This is a genomic window from Pedobacter sp. Hv1 (genome assembly GCF_001412215.1).
In the GTDB taxonomy this organism is placed as follows: domain Bacteria; phylum Bacteroidota; class Bacteroidia; order Sphingobacteriales; family Sphingobacteriaceae; genus Pedobacter.
In genome coordinates, this window is sequence record NZ_LLWP01000004.1 from 1 (window position 1) to 20,780 (window position 20,780).

At 35.2% G+C, this 20,780-nt stretch carries 17 protein-coding genes; 13 read left to right on the forward strand and 4 right to left on the reverse strand.

The window, feature by feature from the left end; all coding sequences use genetic code 11:
- From AQF98_RS07795 to AQF98_RS07815, 5 genes are all read left to right on the forward strand, one after another.
- On the forward strand, positions 1 to 3,594 hold a 3,594-nt coding region (locus AQF98_RS07795), incomplete at its 5' end, for an Ig-like domain-containing protein (protein ID WP_152969666.1).
- A gap of 2 nt (positions 3,595 to 3,596) precedes the next feature.
- Positions 3,597 to 4,526 (forward strand): type IX secretion system membrane protein PorP/SprF, encoded by a 930-nt coding sequence (locus AQF98_RS07800; protein WP_055131384.1) that lies wholly within the window; start codon positions 3,597 to 3,599, stop codon positions 4,524 to 4,526.
- Positions 4,527 to 4,537: 11 nt separating this feature from the next.
- Positions 4,538 to 6,637 (forward strand): OmpA family protein, encoded by a 2,100-nt coding sequence (locus AQF98_RS07805; RefSeq protein WP_055131385.1) that lies wholly within the window; start codon positions 4,538 to 4,540, stop codon positions 6,635 to 6,637.
- 533 nt (positions 6,638 to 7,170) lie between these two features.
- Positions 7,171 to 7,953 (forward strand): helix-turn-helix domain-containing protein, encoded by a 783-nt coding sequence (locus tag AQF98_RS07810; RefSeq protein ID WP_055131386.1) that lies wholly within the window; start codon positions 7,171 to 7,173, stop codon positions 7,951 to 7,953.
- A gap of 214 nt (positions 7,954 to 8,167) precedes the next feature.
- Positions 8,168 to 8,914, forward strand: coding sequence for a LytTR family DNA-binding domain-containing protein (locus AQF98_RS07815; protein WP_055131387.1), 747 nt, complete (start codon positions 8,168 to 8,170; stop codon positions 8,912 to 8,914).
- A 24-nt stretch (positions 8,915 to 8,938) separates the two neighbouring features.
- On the opposite strand, the gene AQF98_RS22140 is transcribed toward AQF98_RS07815, so the two are convergent.
- Positions 8,939 to 9,112 (reverse strand): hypothetical protein, encoded by a 174-nt coding sequence (locus AQF98_RS22140; RefSeq protein ID WP_161805853.1) that lies wholly within the window; start codon positions 9,110 to 9,112, stop codon positions 8,939 to 8,941.
- Between the two features lie 16 nt (positions 9,113 to 9,128).
- Here AQF98_RS22140 and AQF98_RS22330 point away from each other — a divergent pair, with 16 nt between their 5' ends.
- Genes AQF98_RS22330 through AQF98_RS07825 form a run of 3 tightly spaced genes read left to right on the forward strand, consistent with a single transcriptional unit; the run spans position 9,129 to position 10,321 of the window.
- Complete coding sequence (locus tag AQF98_RS22330) at positions 9,129 to 9,260, forward strand: hypothetical protein (RefSeq protein WP_255352922.1); 132 nt, start codon at positions 9,129 to 9,131, stop codon at positions 9,258 to 9,260.
- Positions 9,238 to 9,972 (forward strand): histidine kinase, encoded by a 735-nt coding sequence (locus AQF98_RS07820; protein WP_055131388.1) that lies wholly within the window; start codon positions 9,238 to 9,240, stop codon positions 9,970 to 9,972. Before AQF98_RS22330 ends, AQF98_RS07820 begins: the two co-directional genes overlap by 23 nt.
- A gap of 13 nt (positions 9,973 to 9,985) precedes the next feature.
- Positions 9,986 to 10,321 (forward strand): hypothetical protein, encoded by a 336-nt coding sequence (locus AQF98_RS07825; protein ID WP_055131389.1) that lies wholly within the window; start codon positions 9,986 to 9,988, stop codon positions 10,319 to 10,321.
- Here the strand turns inward: AQF98_RS07825 and AQF98_RS07830 are convergent.
- The gene (locus AQF98_RS07830; protein ID WP_161805854.1) at positions 10,293 to 13,115 is read right to left on the reverse strand and encodes a lantibiotic dehydratase; all 2,823 of its coding nucleotides are present in this window, start codon (positions 13,113 to 13,115) and stop codon (positions 10,293 to 10,295) included. The two genes, AQF98_RS07825 and AQF98_RS07830, sit on opposite strands and share 29 nt — an antisense overlap.
- A gap of 145 nt (positions 13,116 to 13,260) precedes the next feature.
- Between AQF98_RS07830 and AQF98_RS07835 the strand changes: the two genes are divergently transcribed.
- Together AQF98_RS07835 and AQF98_RS07840 are read left to right on the forward strand one after the other, a co-directional pair.
- Positions 13,261 to 13,701 carry a GNAT family N-acetyltransferase gene (locus AQF98_RS07835; protein ID WP_055131391.1) on the forward strand — a complete coding sequence of 147 codons (441 nt, stop codon included), beginning with the start codon at positions 13,261 to 13,263 and terminating at the stop codon, positions 13,699 to 13,701.
- A gap of 224 nt (positions 13,702 to 13,925) precedes the next feature.
- Positions 13,926 to 14,237 carry a hypothetical protein gene (locus tag AQF98_RS07840; RefSeq protein WP_055131392.1) on the forward strand — a complete coding sequence of 104 codons (312 nt, stop codon included), beginning with the start codon at positions 13,926 to 13,928 and terminating at the stop codon, positions 14,235 to 14,237.
- 3 nt (positions 14,238 to 14,240) lie between these two features.
- Here the strand turns inward: AQF98_RS07840 and AQF98_RS07845 are convergent, their stop codons facing one another.
- Complete coding sequence (locus AQF98_RS07845) at positions 14,241 to 14,678, reverse strand: DUF1579 family protein (RefSeq protein WP_055131393.1); 438 nt, start codon at positions 14,676 to 14,678, stop codon at positions 14,241 to 14,243.
- Between the two features lie 152 nt (positions 14,679 to 14,830).
- Positions 14,831 to 15,055 (reverse strand): helix-turn-helix domain-containing protein, encoded by a 225-nt coding sequence (locus AQF98_RS07850; protein WP_055131394.1) that lies wholly within the window; start codon positions 15,053 to 15,055, stop codon positions 14,831 to 14,833.
- Between the two features lie 572 nt (positions 15,056 to 15,627).
- Between AQF98_RS07850 and AQF98_RS07855 the strand changes: the two genes are divergently transcribed.
- Genes AQF98_RS07855 through AQF98_RS07865 form a run of 3 tightly spaced genes read left to right on the forward strand, consistent with a single transcriptional unit; the run spans position 15,628 to position 20,770 of the window.
- Entirely contained in the window at positions 15,628 to 16,215 is a 588-nt protein-coding gene (locus AQF98_RS07855; RefSeq protein ID WP_082434943.1) for a TlpA disulfide reductase family protein, read from the forward strand.
- Positions 16,212 to 19,394 carry a SusC/RagA family TonB-linked outer membrane protein gene (locus AQF98_RS07860; RefSeq protein ID WP_055131396.1) on the forward strand — a complete coding sequence of 1,061 codons (3,183 nt, stop codon included), beginning with the start codon at positions 16,212 to 16,214 and terminating at the stop codon, positions 19,392 to 19,394. Before AQF98_RS07855 ends, AQF98_RS07860 begins: the two co-directional genes overlap by 4 nt.
- A gap of 11 nt (positions 19,395 to 19,405) precedes the next feature.
- Positions 19,406 to 20,770, forward strand: coding sequence for a RagB/SusD family nutrient uptake outer membrane protein (locus AQF98_RS07865; protein WP_152969667.1), 1,365 nt, complete (start codon positions 19,406 to 19,408; stop codon positions 20,768 to 20,770).
- The last annotated feature ends 10 nt before the right edge of the window (positions 20,771 to 20,780 follow it).

The following is a 20,780-nucleotide window of genomic DNA, read 5'->3' on the forward strand; positions in this document are numbered from 1 at the left end:
ACAGCAACAGATACCGATACACAGAATAGTGTTGCAGATCTACAAATCACCAATACCGATGGTAAAATTCAATATATTCCTGGTACCACAAATACTTATACTATTGTAGCAAGTAATGTAGGCCCAAGTGATGTAACTGGAGCAAGGGTTACCAATACACTTCCAGCGGGAGTTACTGGTACATGGACTGCAGTTTATAGTGGTGCAGCAACTGGTACTGCTAATGGTACTGGTAGTATTTCTGAATTGGTAAATATGCCAAGCGGAACAACCGTTACTTATACTTATGTAGTAAGTGTACCAAGTAGCTATACAGGTAATTTTGTAAATACAGCTACTATTGCAGCTCCTGTTGGTGTAACCGATCCAACACCAGCAAATAATACAGCAACAGATACCGATACGCAGAATAGTACTGCCGATCTTAAAATTACAAATACAGATAATAAAGTTCCTTATGTGCCAGGTACTACCAATACTTATACGATGGTGGTTACCAATGATGGACCAAGTGATGTAATTGGTGCAACAGTGGCCAATACATTACCAGCAGGCGTAACTGGTACATGGACGGTAGTTTATACTGGTGGAGGTACTGGTAATGCCAATGGTAGTAATAGTATTGCAGAAACAGTTAATTTGCCAAGTGGAGCTACAGCAACCTATACCTTTGTTGTAAACGTACCAAGTAGCTATACGGGTAACTTTGTAAATACTGGAACAGTTACAGCACCAGCTTATGTAACCGATCCAACGCCTGCAAATAATACAGCAACAGATACCGATACACAAAACAGTATTGCCGATCTGAGGATCACCAATACCGATGGAAAACTGCAATATGTACCAGGTACCACAAATACCTATACCGTAGTTGTAGATAATGTTGGGCCAAGTGATGCAGTTGGAGCAACTGTTGTAAATGCACTTCCAGTAGGTATTTCTACCAGTAGTTGGACAGCAGTATATACTGGTGGAGCAACTGGTACAGCTAATGGAACAGGTGGTATCAATGAAACGGTAAACATACCAATAGGTGGTAAAATTACTTATACCGTGGTGATGACCATTCCATCAGGCCGCACTGGCGATATGATCAGTATTGCAACAGTTGCAACCCCTGTAGGAATAACCGACCCAACCCCAGCAAATAACTCTGCTACAGATACAGATACCCAAAATAGCATCAGCGATCTTAGGGTAACAAAAATTGTTGATAACATGACACCAGATGCTGGATCAACAGTTAACTTTAAAATCACTGTGGTTAATGATGGACCAAGTGATGCCACTGGTGTTAAAGTTACAGACTTGTTGAAAGCGGGTTATACGTTTGTAAGCGCAACCCCATCGGTTGGTACTTACAATAACCTTACAGGCCTTTGGACAATAGGTAACCTCATTTATAACCAAAGTGTTGAATTGGCTATACGAGCTAAAGTTGTACCAGATGCATTAGCAGCTAATTATGTAAATACAGCGACTGTTACTGGCGATCAACCAGATCCTACACCTGCTAATAATACTTCAACAATTACACCTGTACCAAGACAAGTAGTTGATCTAGCAATTACCAAAATTGTAGATAACCAAACACCTGATGCGGGTAGCGAAGTTACATTTACCTTAAAAGTTGTAAATAATGGACCAAGTAGGGCTTCTAATGTAATGATGAATGACTTACTTAAAGCTGGCTATACTTTTGTAAACGCTAATCCTTCAAGAGGCGTATATAATGTTGCTACAGGGATATGGCAGTTAGGTTTCTTAGAGGCTAATGAAGAAGTAACTATTGCTATCAAAGTAAAAGTTAATCCAGATTTGGCTGCAACTGAATATGTAAACACTGCCGTAGTATTTGGAGATCAATTTGAACATGTAACGGGTAACAACACAGCTACAGTTACTCCTGTGCCTGTTCCAGTTGCAGATCTTCAAATTACAAAAACAGCGTCAAGTAATACACCTTCTATCAATACCAATGTTGTATTTACTTTAACAGCAACTAATAAAGGCCCAAGTAATGCTACTGGAGTTAGTGTGAAAGACCTGTTAAAAGCCGGATATACATTTGTAAGTGCAACTGCATCAACAGGTACTTATAACAATACAACTGGTACTTGGACAATTGGTAATTTGGCCAGTGGTGCTTCTGTTACCTTAAAAGTAACGGCATTGGTAAAAGCAACTGGTCCGTATGACAATACAGCTACGGTTACTGGCACAGAAAAAGATCCAATACCGGGTAATAATACAGTAACTATTACACCAGTACCACAAGCAACCCCAGTTGCAGTTAACGATGAAGTTAAGCTATGTGGTGGTGGCAGTGCTACAGTGATCGATATCTTAGCAAACGATCTTAAATCAATTGCTGATCTTGATCCTTCAAGTGTAGTGATCACTAAACAACCATCAAATGGTAGAATTACGGTAGATCCAGTAACAGGAAAAGTAACTTATACCCCTAATAACGGATATATTGGCAATGATGATTTTAGTTATACCGTAAAAGATAAAAACGGCGGTACTTCTAATGTTGCTAATGTGAAAATTGCCATTAATCAACCAATTATTGCGGTTAATGATAATGCAACTACTAATCCAAATACAGCGGTTACCTTAGATATTTTAGCTAATGATATCAAAGGATCTGCAGACATTGTACCTAGTTCTGTTATCATAACACAACAGCCAAGCAATGGAACTTTAGCAATCGATCCGGTAACTGGTAAAGTAACGTATACACCAAATGTAGGGTTCTTCGGAACAGACAGCTTCAAGTATACTGTAAAAGATGCCAATGGATGTGTTTCTAATGTAGCCACAGTAGAAATCAAACTTAACGATCTGCCTAAAATTGGCTTAGCTAAGTCTGTAATGGCTGTTCAAAAACAACAAAATGGATCATACAATATTACGTATCACTTTGTTGTAGGTAATTATGGTACAGCAGTACTGAATAATGTAAGCATTAAAGACGACTTAAGACAAACCTTTAAAGGCGATGTATTTAGTGTGAAAAGCATTACTTCGTTAGGTGCCCTAAAAATTAACCCTCAGTACAACGGTAGTTCTAATACAGAAATGCTGTTGGCAGGAAATACTCTTGCTGTTGGAGAAGTTCAGCATATTGAAATGGTAGTTAACATTACCTTAAGTAACAATAAAGGCACTTATAACAATTCGGCAACTGCAGAGGGTACTTCACCTAGTGGATTAAAATCAACAGATATATCAACAGATGGCCTGAAACCTGATCCAACAATACCAGGAGATGTAACACCATCTATTCCAACACCAGTAGACCTGACCAAACCTGGAGAGTTTATACCAGAAGGATTCTCACCAAATCAGGACGGAACGAATGACACATTTGTAATTAGAAACACCGGTAATAAACGTATTTCATTAGAAATTTTCAACCGTTGGGCAAATAGAGTGTACAGAAGTACCGATTATAAAAATGATTGGGCCGGACAAAGTAATGAAGGAGTTCGTGTAGGTAACGATTTACCTGAAGGAACATATTTCTACATTATAATAATTGATGGAAAAGATAAATATGTAGGTTCTATTACATTAAAACGATAATTATGAAAAAATATATAACATTAGCATTATTGTTGATATCAGCTTCTGCAAGCAAATTACATGCACAGCAAGAAGCAATGTACTCACAGTACATGTTCAATACGCTAGCTATTAACCCAGCCTACGCAGGGAGTAGAAATGTAACTTCGGCAACCGCTTTATACCGTAACCAATGGGTGGGTATAAACGGTGCGCCAGAAACCGTTACCTTTTCTATCGATGCTCCATTAAATAGTAAAAAAGTAGGCTTAGGGCTACAAGTATTTAATGATAAGATTGGTATTACCAAAACTACTGGCGCATTTGCAAGTTATGCCTATCGTATTCGCTTACAAAAGGGAACACTTGCATTTGGTTTACAAGCCGGAGCAAGTCAATACAGAGCAGATTTCCAGAATGTATCACTGAACCCTGATCCATCAAACGATGTTGCATTTAATCAGAATGTAAATAAGGTATTGGTTAACGTAGGAACCGGAATTTATTACAACACCGATCGTTTTTATATCGGATTGTCATCTCCGCAATTGCTCAATAACAAACTCACCAATTTTACAGTTGAGACCAGCAATGTATTTAATGGACAAGCGCTCCATTTGTTTTTTGCAACAGGTTATGTTTTCCCACTTTCTGATGTGTTTGCACTTAAACCTTCTGTATTGGTTAAAGGTGTAAAAGGAGCACCAATTGAAGCCGATCTAAATGCCACCTTATGGATTAAAGACGTATTTGCAATTGGGTTGCAATATCGTACAAAAGCAGATATCTCTGCAATGGTAGAGATCCAAGCCAGTCCGCAGATCCGCTTAGGTTATGCCTACGATAGAAGTTTAACCAAATTGGTACAATTCAATAATGGAAGCCACGAGATCATGTTACGCTATGAATTTGGTTTCGAAAAAGGAAAAATATTATCTCCTAGATACTTTTAATATTTTAAGACATGCAGATTAGAAAGAATTATTTAGCTGTTATGATTGGTTTGTTCCTGCTACCATTTACAATGCAGGCACAGCAGAAATCTAACATTGCTTCATTCATGAACAAGGCAACTAAGGAATATACTTCACTTAGATATGTATCAACCATACAAATACTAACACAGGCCTTAAAAAAAGATCCAGAGAATGTTGCGGCCAAAGAAATGTTGGCCAACAGTTATAGAAAGATCAAAGAGTATGATAATGCGGCAATTTGGTATGCACAATTAAGTGTTGCCAAAGAATTAAAGCCAGAATGGGCATTGCAGTATGCTGAAGTGCTGGCCAACCAAAAAAAATATGCAGAATCGGAAAAATGGTATCAAAAATACCAAACATTGGTAGCAACAGATGCTAGAGCAGCAGCTTTTGTAAAAGCCTATCCATCTATTACTGCTTTGGCAAAAGATCAAGGTCAGTTTAAGATCAACTACACAGACCTGAATACGGTCAATTCTGAATATGCTCCTGCTTTTTATAAAAATGGATTGATCTTTAGCAGTAACCGTAATCGTTTTGAAGTAACAAGAACCATTTTTGGTTGGGATGAAACGCCTTTTACAGATCTATATGTTGTTGATCAATTAAGTGACATTAAGGCTGTAAATACAGATAGCTTGATTAAAGAAGTTCGTCGCGATTCTCTAAAATTAAAAAAGCTATATAAAGTTAATGACGACGATACCCGTCCAACAAGTAATGACAGTAAAGTTCTAGGTAATTTAAGTTTGCCTTACAAAGAAGATACCCTAGGTCAACTATTTGTGCTCAATCAAAAAGCGAAACTAATCGGGGGTAAGGTCAATACAAAATATCATGAAGGACCTGCAGTTGCACTACCTGATGGATCATTAATCTTTACCAGAAATAATGTAATCAATGGTAAAACCGCAAAAAGTAAAGAAGGGATCAATAAACTAAAGTTATATACGGCAAGTGGTCCAACTTGGGACAATATTGAAGCTTTCCCTTTTAACAATGACGAATATTCTGTTGGTCACCCGGCAGTAAACAAACAAGGTACAGTACTTATTTTTGCATCAGATATGCCGGGAGGCTTTGGTGGAGTAGATCTCTATTACAGTAAAAGAAATAGCTTAACAGAAGCATGGACTAAGCCTGTAAATATGGGTAAAGCTGTGAATACCGAAGGAGATGAAATGTTCCCGTCAATTAGTGCAGATAGTATCTTGTTTTTTGCGTCTACAGGTCATCCAGGTTTAGGAGGTTTAGATATTTTTCAGATTGGTTTAAAGGGCGAAACAGCACAAGGAGTGGCATTGAATTTAGGTGCACCAATTAACTCTTCAGTTGATGATTTTGGATTGATTAGATCAGAAAATGGAAAGACTGGCTTTTTCACTTCAAACAGAAGAGGAAACGATGATATCTATAGTTTTGTAGGCGAGAAAAAAGTGATCGTTGAAAAACCAGTATTCGCTTTAGAAGGTTTGGTGCTAAACAAAGAAACAAATTTACCGATCAAAGAGGCAACGGTTATTTTAACAGAACCTAACCTTGGCCCAATAAGTGTAAAAACTGATATGAATGGGGCATTTAAATTTAAGTTGGCAGAAAAATCTGATTATACCCTAACAGGTGAAAAAGCTGGTTTTATGAAAGCTACTGATTACGTAAGCACAAATGGGCTTACAAAATCTGAAGTGCTGAAAAGAAACTTGTATATGAGCGAAATTGTAATTGGTAAGGCCATAAAAATCGAGAATATATTCTATGACTTTGATAAATATAACATCAGACCAGATGCAGCAATAGAGTTAGATAAATTGGTAACTGTATTGAAAGAAAATCCAACAATATGGATTGAGTTAGGCTCTCATACAGACAGTAGAGGTAATGATTTATATAATTTAAAGTTATCTCAAAACCGTGCAAATTCTGCAGTTGAATACATTATCAGTAAAGGGATCGCAAAAGAGCGTATTACTGCTAAAGGTTATGGCGAAACTATGCTGGTTAACAAATGCGCAAATGGTGTTAAATGTACCGAAGAAGAGCATCAGTTGAACAGAAGAACAGAATTTAAAATCGTAAAACAATAAAATTAGTTTAATACGAGGTCAATATCCCTATAATCATCCCGCAATGTAGAACCGCTTATTTTTGTAAGCGGTTTTTTTATGCAAAAAGGAATTTTGTAAAAAGATGCAAAAAGGGTTTAGTCCTGAGAATCGACCGTTTTGTCCTGAGAATCGTGCCTTCTGTATAAGAAATTATAAAAAACACCTTACATTTTGCATCTTTCACTCGGTTATTAATATTTGAGCGTTTGTAGACCCGTTTTCTCTTCCCTGTCTTCTGTGGACAGGGAAAGACAACGGATTAAAGAAATACAAACAAATAACCATCTCTCATACCTTTCCTATACCTTTTCATGTTGATATGTTTACTGGCTGCATAGCTAGGCAAGGCTGATGCTGTTTCAGGATCTTATCAAAACATCTTCCGTTTAAAAAATTGAAAAGGTTTAGTCCTGAGAATCGGGCCTTTCGTCCCGGATCTGAGGGGTTCTGTATAAATAATTAGGTGCCTTTTAGAGATGGAACTACCTTGAACCGTTCTAATTGCTGTAATTATGATACAAATTAATAAAATAACAAGAAAACAGTTCGTAAACGAAGAGATCATTTGTACTTATCCCTTACGCATATTTGTATTGGAAAAAGGTTTTGGTGTAGTTAAAATTGATGATCAAGAATTGGATTTTTTAGCTGGCAGAGTTTATTTCATTCCAAAAAATGCAGCTTTACATATAGAAGGTTTCATATCATCGGCTTATGTTATTTCTATTGATCAATTGTTATATCAAACCTTTACTTTACAAAGTCACTTTAACCCCCAAATTAATCTTTTTAATCAGATGGGTAATATGTTCGATTTGGGTTGGGGTAGTTTGGAAAACGTTTTTCCTACAATTAAACAATTAGAGGCCGAATTAGATAATGGAGCCGATTTTGAACAGCTTACGCAATTGTTTTCATTACTCTTAATAGACTCTAATCCATATCCATATCATCATTTGGTAAATGAGCAATATTCTTTTAAAGAGGCAATTATGCAAAAATTAACACACCTTATTGAAGATAATTTTAGAGCACAGCGTACCGGAGATTTTTATGCAAAAGAAATGGGCTTGTCTTCAAAAGACTTGAATCTAATTTGCAAAAGAACAACAGGTAAATTGGTTGTCGATTTAATAATGGAAAGACTGATGCATGAAGCGGAATATCTACTGTTAAATACACAAAAACCAGTTAAATCTATTGCAAATACACTTGGCTTTTTCGAATCATGGGATTTTGCGATCTATTTTGAGAAACTTCGAGGCAAAACACCATTTGCTTACCGAACCAAATAACAATATTTTCTACCTACCTATGTAAAATGGTCATTCTTTAATGAATGGCTATTTTTTTGCCTTAATTTTTTCATATTCAGCCTGTTTTTGAAAAATGGATTTATACGAAACCGTTCATTTTCGATACGAAAAGCTCAAATCTCAGGACTAAAGTTCAATTTATTTTGAAAAATATTGGCTAATACCCTATATTTATTCAATTCCTAAATTTGATATGTATAGATGCGTAGTAATTGATGATGAAGCTCATGCGATTGAGGGTATAAAAAAATATATCGACAATGTTCCTGAATTAAAATTGGTAGCCACTTATACCGATCCTCTAATCGCATTAAAGGAAATTGGCGCAATAGGAACAATTGACCTTATATTTTTAGATGTTGATATGCCTAAAATTACAGGTATTGAATTGGCAAAGGAAATTAGAGGACAAACAAAAAAGCTAGTTTTTACCACTGCACATACCAAGTATGCTTACGATGCCTTTAAAGCAGATGCTGACGATTATTTGCTAAAACCATACTCGTTAGGGCAGTTTTTGATTTGTATCAATAAACTGTTTCCAAAACATGAGCAGCGCCAAACTGAAGAAAAACCCAAAGACAATAAAGCCGATTTTTTCTTTGTAAAAAGTAGAGAAGAAAGCCCTAAACTTGTTAAAATTAGCTATTCTGACATTTTAATGGTCGAAAGCAAACGAAATTATGTGTTGATCTATACCAAATATAAACAAGTTTTAACCTACATGTCTTTAACTGAAATAGCCAACATATTACAAGAGCATTCTGATTTTATTCAGTTGCAAAGAGGGTTTATCATTAAAAAAGAGGCAATAGAATCTGTAGATGGCCATAGTGTTAAAATTATCAATGGTATTGAATTAATTGTTGGCGACAATTACAGAAAAGAATTTGCCGTATTTATTGCAGAGAAATGGTTAAGAACAGGGAAAACCAATTGATTCTCCCTGTTAATGGAATAAATATTATTTTCCAGTGATGCCAGATGTCCCTAAAATAATTGTTAACATACCAGACGAATTTGAAGTTGTCACCGTCATGTTTGTGGTTGGCTCTGTCGGTGCATCGTTGTTTTGTACACTGTTTTGTTGATAAATGAAAAGTGTGTTTTGGTTGATTTTGAATGTTTTGCGTTTCATAATGTTTTAATTTTTTATGAAACTTAGTGTAGTAATTACTTCAATAGAAAAAATTTATACAGAAAGGCTGTTTACCGATACAGAACTCTTTTTTTACAGTACAAAAGGTTATTATGTCAAAAAGTATGGAGTGGTTAAAAAGAAATAAATATGATCTTATAGCGTGGCTTGGTTTCGTGTTTTACGAAACTATTCTAGTGGGGTTACTATTTAACCAATTTGTTAATTTTTTCATTTATTTTGCTCATTATGCTGTAATTATTGTCTTTTTTTATATTCATGCCAACTACACCTTACCATATACGCTAAAAAATAAAACAAGGGCGATATTTCTTTTGCCAGCCATAATTATTGTACAAATTACTTTATATATTTTGGCTCATCGTTTAGTCGATATCATTTTGTTTGCATTGGAGATTATCAAACCTGATGCTTATAACAAATTTGGTTCTGATTACATTCTTAGAAATATATATCGGGGTTTGTATTTTTTAGGATTTTCTACAGGATATTATTATTTACGCAATTACTTTAAGGAACGAAAAAAGACCGAAGAATTAGAAAAACAAAGGCTGAATGATGTCATTTTGCAGCAACAGACAGAGCAGGCTTTGGCCAAAGCACATAATGCCTTTTTGAAAGCACAAATTAATCCCCATTTTTTATTCAACACGCTAGATTTTGTTTATCACCATGTAAATGAGCATTCGCCAATGGCAGGCGAGACCATTATCAGTTTAGCACAAATGATGAGATATGCAATTGATGCAGATAAAATGGGTGAGTTTGTAGAATTGGGAGATGAAATAGTACAGGTAGAAAACCTGATTTATCTCTATCAGATTAGAAAAAAACAATAAGCTAGAGATTAGCTTGGATTATACAGCAGAAGTAAGGAAAATTCAATTTATTCCACTTATACTGCTTACGCTTGTAGAGAATATATTTAAACATGGCAACATTACTACCGAGGGGCACGGTGCTCAAATTACCTTAACAGTGGTTGAAGATGTTTTTTATATGGAAACAGAAAATCTGATCAGTAGAAATATTAGTAAAATAAGCAATAACGCAGGTATTTCTAATATTGAAAATAGGCTACGTTATGCTTATGGTAATGATTTAACATTTACCTATGGCCAAATTGAGGATAATCATTTTAAGGTTAGCATAAGCATTCCTATAACTGCTTTAAGCGTGCCCGCTTAGTCTGTAGCAACTTTAACAAGTAATGATATAGAATAGTTTCGTGCTTGCGTTGATCTGAGGCAAAAAGCCTGTTCACATGCATATGAATAAGATCTGCTAACATGGTTTCCGGTTCGTTGATAGCAATGCACTTCGCCATAATTTTATGAAGTACCTTTTGCCTGCTGCTTACATAAGGAACAGCCAACACTTTTGAAATTTCATTGTTGTTTTTGAAGGTGGCAAAATTGAGGTTCAGTTTTTTAAAAATTTCAATATCCATTTTCATTTCTTCTGCAAAATTAGCAGCCACTTTTTTTACAAAATCAATTTGCTGGTCAATGCTGTTTGTATAACAATTGCAAAAGAACTGCATGGTCTGTAAACCATAAATATATAATTCTTCTATTGTTTTGGCATTTTTAAGAATATTGATGACCAGTTTGCTATCGAGATAGAAAAAATGTTCAACCAAATCTATTCTTGTAGAGCCATATCTTTTTGTCTCGCGGTAATAGGTTTTGAGCTCAATATCCTTAACTGTTTCCGAAAGTAAAAAAGGTTCAAATAGGTTTTTAAATGAGGGTAGAAGAATGGCAATAGAATCTGTGTTTTTAACCTTTAATCGTAAACGGATATGTGGAGAAGGATCATCGTATCGAATAAAAAACCACTGCTCTAATAAAAATCGATAGTTTTTAATGAAAGTTTGAATTTGCTGTAACAATAGCGTATTACTGGTATATGGATGACAATAAATCTCAAAATATAACCAATCGCTACCAGGTAGTTTAATGTCTGTTGGCTTTCTAAAATTTTGTGCAGCATGATTTAACTCTTCTAATGGAGCATAAATTCTCTCTTTATGATAGTAATTGACAATATATTGTGGAGCATAACCATTTCCATTTTCGTCTTTTAAAAAGTCAACAGGTGCAATTAAGGCCTCGGTAATATATAGATCTGCTCCATTTTGCTGTCTCGAATAATTTAAAAAAGCCAATAGATCTTCATCTTGATCAGGATGAAAGGTCAAGGTCTGATCACCGTTTCCGGCTTTAAATGGTAAAGAAATTTTTTGAAGGACTAACCATTTTTTAAATTGTTGGATTGTTTCTTCAACTGATTCTTCCTTTTTGGGTTTGCAGTAAACTGATGGGACCAACCATTGTGCAGGAGCAACAATGATGTGTTTAAAGTATACCCTTGGGTAATGCTCAAGACCTGGGAAGTATTCGTTGAGCGTAAATTGAAGGTTGCTTTGAATGCCTTGGTGCTGGAGGTCGCAAAGAAAACGATATACTGCCAGATCTGATCGCGAATAATTATATGCCGAAGAAATTCGTGGAACTAATCGTTTGCCTAATTTTTTTGAGCTCAGTATAATTTCGTCACTTTTAATACCGATCATAATATCATTCAGCTCAATTGGATTGGCTGAGGTAGACCAGCTCAAAATTGGGAGTTCGTGTGTATAGATGTGATTTCTTCTATTGACGTTGTCAATATTTTTTTCTGCCTGGTAGGCAATATCAAAAAAAAGAACTGTTGGGTTTACCTCATTTTCTAAATCAGCTATTTCTTTTCCGTAAGCCCCAAGCTCATCATTGGCTAAAGTAAAACGTCCTAATAGTGAATTTGCCGTGCAACCTCCTAAACTTTCCATCACAACATTGTCTTGATATAAATGAAAAATAAGGCTAAAAGTATTGGGTAAAGGATGAGGAAGATGAAGCTGTTGTTGTTCGAAATTTTGAAGATCGATCTCTTCTCCTTTGATAATTTTGTTCAATAGCAAACGATGTAATTTGGTGTATTCAAATTGATTTTTGAAGTTGCTGTTAATTTTTGCTGCTTTTAAAATTTCTATCAGATCATTGGCATGGTATTGCTGTTCGAGATTTCCATAGCCAATGCCAAGTTCTGGATCCATAGCCATAGCAAGTGGAATGTGTCGCTGTTCGTATTTTTTAATAAATGCAAGTTTAAATTCTCTTAGATTGTTAGAGATGGGACTAGACTTGATATTTCGTAAACAATTGATCAGCTCAGGTATTTGTTGGAGTTTCTTTTGGTCAAAATACCCTTGTATTTTACGTTCAGAAAGTATGTAATCGATACTTTTATCCCTTTGGTTAGCCTTTATTCTTTTAAAATAGTCTTCACCAGTGATATTAGGAAACAAGTCTGTTGAAATGAGTTGCAAGGCAATAAGTTGGCGAAGTAGATCTTTACTACTGGTTTCATTAATTTGAAATTCGGTTTTTAGATATGCACATAAATCTACAATACTTGTTTTGGTCGTACAGATTTTTAAGATTGTTTTCAATTCATCAAAAGAAATAACCGAAGACAATTGAAATTGCCCATCTTTAAAACTGATATACCTGATTTCATTTCCTACTTCATATACTGTAGAATTACTGAGGATAAAGGTGGCATGATTTAAACTGTCTTTAACATCTACATCGCTATCTTTCTCACTCCAATCTGTAAATGTATGTTCCATCATCAGCGATTGAAGTTGGGCAGGTTCTGTAACGTCGTTGTGTAGCGGAAAAGTAGAAAATGACGCAAAGGAACCAAAGGGGGTTGCCCTATATCTGGCCCTATTAAAATATTTCCAAATGGTAAACTGTATTTTTTGGGGGAGCAATTCTATTTCGTTTACTTTTTTATCTGCAATTAATGCATAAAAGATAGGAGAAGAGGTTTTGATCTTTTCTTTTAACTCCTCCCAAACGGATGTCAATGTGTTTTCAATTGGGAAAGCTGGAGTGCGACAAATAATTAATTGAAATGGTGTAATTTTCATGTTTTTTGTTTTTTTGTTACTAATAATGAATTGAGCTACCATTTTGTTATAAGGAAACGCTAATATTCTCATATTTTGATAATCACTGCGATTTTAATCAAACACTTTAATCTTAACCAATTGATTAATTTAACTTTGTGGCTGTATGAAAAAAGTTACTTTGTTTAGGCCTTTAAAAACCGATTATCTAGAACTAATTAACGTTTGGGAAAGATCAGTACGGGCAACACATCATTTTTTAGACGAAAAAGATATTGTTTTGTATAAAGCATTAATATATAATGATTATTTGTATCAAGTAGACTTATATGGGGTTAAACAGAATAAACATATTTTAGGTTTTATAGGGTTAGACGGCGATACTATACAAATGTTATTTATTGATCCAATTGCAAGGGGTAAAGGAGTAGGTAAATATTTGATAGATTTTGCCATTAAACAAAAGGGAATTAGAAAGGTAGATGTGAATGAGCAAAATGAGCAAGCTGTTGGCTTTTATCTCCATTTGGGATTCAATATAACAGAACGTTTTGAAGAAGATGCTAGTGGTAGGCCATACCCTATATTGGCAATGGAATTAAAATAGCTTTTCTTTTTGCCTTGACAAGACAATAATATTTCAAATAAAGCGTCTATATACCAAGACGTTAAATAAATAAATCAGCGGAGATTATCGAGAGGTATCTCCGTTTTTTATGAGCTGTCAATTTAAAAAATCCCCTTTTTGATCTAAAAATGACATTTTTTAATAGGTTACTAAATTTAATTGTATATTTTTGCTAAAAATAATAGTATTTCACTGCCCTTGATATGACTGTAACTGTCCTTGCTATATTTGATGAGTTTAATCAGAATGCTCCTTTAGCAAAAGTAATGAAAGAAAGATTAATTCGCCTAGCTGCCGAATTACAAGACGTACATTTGAAAAGCTTAACTACAATAGAGCCTTTAACAGAAGATGTGGTTGTTTACATTTCATATAACCCGAAGTTTACTGTACGTTGGAGGATTGTAAACGATGTGCCTCTTGCTATAGAAAAAGAAGTTGCTGAGCATTGCGCTACCTTAGGGTATATTGTTTGGAAAACGGCAGCTATTAATGTCTTTAAAGGAAAAGAATAAATTCTAATCTTTAACCAGCTTAATTTCCATATACCTTTTCCAATCTGTTCCATTCTCAGATTGTTCCCAGTTGCCAGTAAGTTCGTTGTTGTCATTACTGAAATTGCCATTAAACCGAAGTTTTTTGCCAATAAAGGTCCAATTTTTATCATCATTTAACACAATGAACGAGCCTTCTTTGCCGTGGGTATCTATATATTGAATTTTAAAATTGCCAGTTAGTTTGTCGTAGTTGATCAACTCACTGCTTTGTACTCTTTCTAATCCTATGTATACATTTACTTTATGCAATAGCATTTTGCCACCAGGTAGCCATTCATAAGTATCATAGCCATTGATTTTAATTTCAGGCGCTGTATGAGTGGCATAAATTTTTCCGGTTGTACTCCATTTCCCTATAAATGGCTGTAATAACGACAATTTGTGATGGTTTTGTTTCATGCAATCTTAAAAATTTATAATAAACAATAAGTTAGATTGAGATTTGACCTGTACAACCAATTAAATGGCAAATTGTGTGCCGTTTTTTTAATTAATTTAAGATGAATTTGTTAGTGAACTAATAAAGAGAAGAAATTTGATGGAGTAGGGGCTTAATTTGTACTGAACAAATCGTTCATCGTTATATTTAATGCTTCAGCTATTTGCATTAAGATATATCCAGAAGCATTTACCCGCCCATTTTCTATTCTACTTAAACTTTGGAAGTCTTTATTGATCAATGCTGCCAATTGGGCCTGAGTTAAACCTTTGCTCACACGGAAATGGACAATTCTTTTGCCTAATTCTTTCTTGAAAAGTTCTAAATCTTTAGCCATGCTGCAAACTCAAAAGATTTTTATATAATTAACTAAACGTATTTGCTTAGTATTCTGATTTTTATTATATTTGATTTTAGAAGAGGTATTTTTAAGAGTCTTGTAACTACACAATCTGACGCCGTAATGCAAGACAGCAGAATTATGCCCATATCTATGTGTAGATGTGCTATATTCGCATATCGAAATAGATGTGGGGCTGCTGTAAATCCATATACGTAAGGCGTCAGATACTTTAAGTAGTTATGGTTTGTAGCCCCACATATATTACCTACAACCCAACAAGACTCGTATAATCGATACGAGCTATGCAAGAACAAATTAAAATTGCTTTTAATAGAAATGTTGCTTCCTTGCCAAGAGAAGCATTTAACCTTGCATTTTTAGCTCAATTGGTCCAATCTATTTTTGGATTTTCTTTCATCATTTTAATCTCTCTGGTAATCTGTAGTCCTGAGTAAATAACATATGCTCCCTATTTACAAAATTAACCGAACAAATACCTAGAGCGTTTTAGAACAAGTTTCTAGCTGGGAACTGTAAGCAAAGAACGCTCGCAACCTACACTACTTATGAAAAAAATAACGATATGTATCGTATGGGCAATGCTATGCCTAAATTTTGAGGCCAATAGCCAAGAAATTAAACCACTCAAGCTCGGCCAGAAAATACCGATGGCAATTTTACAACAAACAATGCCACAACTAACAGGCAATAGTTTAAAACCAGATAGCCTAACATTAGCTACTTACAAAGGCAAATTTATTATTCTAGATTTTTGGGCTACTTGGTGTAGCAGTTGTATCTATCAGTTTGCTAAGCTAGAAAACTTACAGCAAAGGTATCAAGACCAAATCAAGATACTTTTAATAAATGCAGTATATACAAAAGATACGCCACAACGGATGTATGGCATTTTAAGTGGAGAAAAGGCCCCCTTTATTAAAAGCAGTTTACCCAGTGTTTATAATGATACTGTGTTATCAAAATTGTTTCCGCATGCTTACTTACCGCATTATGTATGGCTAGGCCCAAAAGGCGAATTTCTGGCACTTACCAATACCGATATGTTGAATGAACAAACCATAAAATCTGTATTAGAAGCCTACAAACAAGATGAAACCGCAACTGCCAAACTTTTAAAGCAGAACAAACTATGAGAGCGCTTGTATGCATTGTATGTTTGTTGATTAGCCTAGGTGTTAATGCACAACAATTTAAAGGGATTGTTTACGGTCTACCAGATAGTACGGTTTTGATTGGCGCAAGTATACATATCTCAGCTAAAATTAATCTCCAGACCGATAGTAAGGGCAGTTTTACGGTCAATCTGCCTAATGGTAGTTACTTGGTTAAAATCAAATATTTGGGTTATAAAGAATTACTTCAAGAAATTAAGGTGCCAAGTGTTGATGTTTTTAAGTTCTACCTACAACCCGATGTTAGTTTTTTGCAAGAGGTTAAGATCTACACAGGCTATCAAACCCTATCAAAGCAACAAGCTACGGGTTCGTTTCAGAGCATTGGCAATAAGGTGCTCAATGAACAATTTAGTACAGATATATTGAGTAGGCTAGAAGCAGTAGCTAATGCGGTTACAGTAGACCGTAGATCGACCACAAGCGGACGCTTAATGGTTAGGGGCCTGAGTACATTAAATGGGAATAGAGATCCTTTAATTGTCTTAGATAACTTTCCTTATCAGGGAAATATCGAGAATATCAATCCGAATGATATCGAAACCATCACCATACTTAAAGATGCAGCAGCTACTGCTATATGGGGCAGTAGGGCAGGTAATGGTGTAATTGTTCTAACTTCAAAAAAGGCTAAGCTAGGTCAACCTTTAATGGTTGCACTAAACAGTAACCTGAGTATTGTAAACAAACCAGATCTGTTTACCATTAAACAAATGTCTACTGCCGATTATATCGATGTAGAACAATTTTTATATGATAAAGGGTTTTACAATTCAAAAATAAACGCTACAAGTAAACCTGTGCTATCTCCATTTATTGAATTGGTATTGGCTAAAAAGAATGGCACAATCACTGCCGAAAGCTTCAATGAAAAATTGGGTCAGATGAAAACAACCGACCTAAGAAACGAATTGAGTAGAACAAATTACCAACAGGCCATTAAGCAACAATATGCCCTAAATGTAAGTGGTGCTGAAAAAAGGATAGATTGGAGTGTTTTGGTAGGCTATGATGATCATTTGTCAGCCTTGGCAGCTAAAAGTTCCAGATTGAGTTTAACCACTAGAAATTCGTTACGGATTGCAAAAGGATTACAGCTAGATTTTGGAGCCACTTATACTTTAAATTCATCAGTAAATGGTAAGGCCGCTTATACCGATCTGGATAATGGATCGGGTATAATCTATCCGTATATAAAGTTGAGAGACGAAAATGGCAATCCTTTGGCCTTACCCAAAACTTATTCAAATTCTTATCTCAATAGTTTAAATAAGAATGTTTTTTACGATTGGAACTATTATCCAGCTACTGATTATCTAAATAATAAGCTTAAAAGTTCTTCAAGAGACTTATTGGCAAATGTAGCCCTGAAATACAATATTGTAAATGGACTAACTGCCCAATTGAATTACCAGAACGAAAGACAGGTGACGAGTAATAAGACTATTTATGGTGTAAATAGTTATACCGTACGCAATATTGTCAATTCGTTTACTCAAGTTAATAGTGCAGGTGTAGCCACAAGAGTTATCCCTATGGCAGAAATTTTAGACCAGACCGAAAATATTTTAAAGTCATACAATGTAAGAGCGCAACTGAATTACGATCAAACTTGGGGCAAACACCAATTAAATTTTTTAGGTGGATTGGAAATCAATGAAAATAATCTGGAAGGACAAGGCAATAGGGTATATGGTTATGATGATGAAAATCTTTCTAGTGTTTTGGTAAATTTAGCCACAACATACCCCAATTATATTACCAAATCTTTAGGATATATCAATCCAGGCCCAAATGGATTAAGTAGCCGATTGAATAGATTTGTTTCTTTGTACAGTAATATAGCCTACAACTTTAAGAAAAGGTATATCCTTTCTGCAAGTGCCAGAAAAGATGCATCTAATCTTTATGGCCTAAACACCAATGATAAATGGAAACCACTTTGGTCTGTTGGTGTGGCTTGGCTAATTAACGACGAGCCATTTTATCAAATCTCTTGGTTGCCCCAACTAAAGTTAAGAGCAAGTTATGGTTTTAGTGGTAATGTAGATCTTAGCCGTACTGCAGTAACTACCATTTTGAATACCTCAACCTCTGTTTTTACCAATACACCTGTTGCCAGGTTTGATCAATTCAGTAATCCAGATTTAAGATGGGAAAACGTAGGTACAACTAATATAGGGATAGATTTCTCTTTCAAAAATAATAGACTATCTGGTACCATCGAACTTTACCAAAAGAAAGCAATCGATTTATATGGTTCTAGTCCGGTCGATTTTACTGCTGTCCCTACATCAGCATTGATTAAAAATGTAGCCAGTATCAGGGCAAGAGGGCTTGATATAACACTGAGGTCTCAAAATACAAATGGAGTATTGAAATGGAATACTGACCTTAATTTCAATGTGTATAAAGACAAGGTTTTGGCCAATTATCAAAGTAGTAACCAAGGAAGTATTTTTGTAGGCAATGGAAATATTGCCACCGCTATGGAGGGATATCCTGTGTATAGTGTGTTATCTTATGCTTGGGCAGGCCTAGATCCAACAAATGGCAATCCACAAGGATATTATCAAAACAAAATTTCTAGTGACTATAACCTGCTTACAGGCAGTACAGTTAAAATTACCGATCTAATTTACCATGGTCCGGCCTTTCCAAGCATTTTTGGTACCCTAGGTAATACATTTATGTACAAAGGCATAAGCTTGGCAGCAAGGTTAAGTTATAAGTTTGGCTATTATTTTAGAAGAAGTAGTATTAACTATACCAGTCTTTATAATTCTGGAACGGGGCATCTAGATTATGCAAAAAGGTGGCAAAAACCAGGTGATGAAACAAATACTGAGATACCTTCATTGGTTTATCCAGCCATAAATAGAAGAGATCAATTTTACAATAATGCCGAAATATTGGTAGAAAAAGGAGACCATATTAGGCTTGCTTATATTTCTTTGGCCTATTCATTTAATGAGCAATGGTTAAAACGTATGCCATTTAAAACTATTCAATTACAGGCCGGTGCCAGCAATTTAGGAATACTTTGGCGGGCAAATAATGATGGTATTGATCCAGATTATCGTGATAATGTGATTTTACCAAGCAAATACTTCTCTCTAGGTGTGAATTGTACATTTTAAGAAAATTAAATATGAAAAAGATATTATTTATGAGCACTTTATTGCTCATGATAACAATAAGTCTGGTGTCTTGTAAAGATTATTTAGAGGCAAAACCAGATAAAAAATTAAATACCCTTTCCTCATTAACAAGTCTTCAAGCTATCTTGGATGATCATGTACGTTTAAATATACGCGCTAATTACGCTGCTGAAGTGGCTTCTGATAATTACTATCTTACAGATAATGCACTAGTTGCTATTATATCAGAAGGGGATAAGAAAATATACAATTGGGAAAAGAGTGATGACATGTTTGAAGGAGTAAATGACAATTGGTATTATAGCTATTTGGCAGTTTATTATGGCAACTCGGTAATTGAGAATATCGATAAGATTGATAGGAACACCAGCAATTATAGAGATTGGGATAACATCAAAGGACAGGCTTATTTTTACAAAGGTAGTTCCATGTTACATGCTGCATTTGTATGGACACCTGTTTATGATGAACAAACGGCTTCAACAAGTCTGGGTTTGCCCATAAGAGCAAGTACTGATTTTAATGTCAAAAGTACAAGATCGACACTGGCGCAAACCTATGCCCAATTGATTGATGACCTTAAAAAAGCAACAGCATTACTTCCTGTTGGCCAAGTGCATACCATGCGTCCATCAAAAACAGCAGCTTATGCAATGCTATCTCGTACCTATTTAGCAATGAATATGTATACAGAAGCAGGTTTATATGCTGATTCTGTACTTCAATTAAATGATCAATTGTTAGATTATAATGAGATCAATGCTACATCGGTAAATCCATTTCCATCTTACAAAGGTGAAGTGTTATTTAACCTTACCATGGTCAATCCACCTATAATAGATGAAGCTAATGCCTATGTTGTAGACGAACTTTACCAGCAATATGAAGCGAACGATTTAAGGAAGAAGATTTTCTTTAAAAATGCTGGTTCTGGGCTTTATTCATTTAAGGGAAACTATTCAGGTACACCTTTGCTTTTTGCAGGGCCGGCAGTTGACGAAATGTATTTGAACCGAGCCGAAAGTTTTGCCCGTAATCACAAATTAACCGAGGCATTAAACGATTTAAATAAGTTGATGATCAAAAGATGGGATAAAACAAAACCTTTTCCCACTTATGTAAGTACAAATCAGGCAACAGTATTAGATTGGATTTTGACTGAACGCAGAAAGGAATTGTTAATGCGTGGCATAAGATGGAGCGACCTGAAACGGTTAAATAAGCTGGGTTACGAGCTTACCATTTCCAGAAAATACAATTTAAATAAATCCGCTTTGGCTCCAAATGATAGCAGATATGCTATGCCATTGCCTAGAAGCATCATTGAGTTAACAGGGATGCAACAAAATCCATAACTGAAAAAAA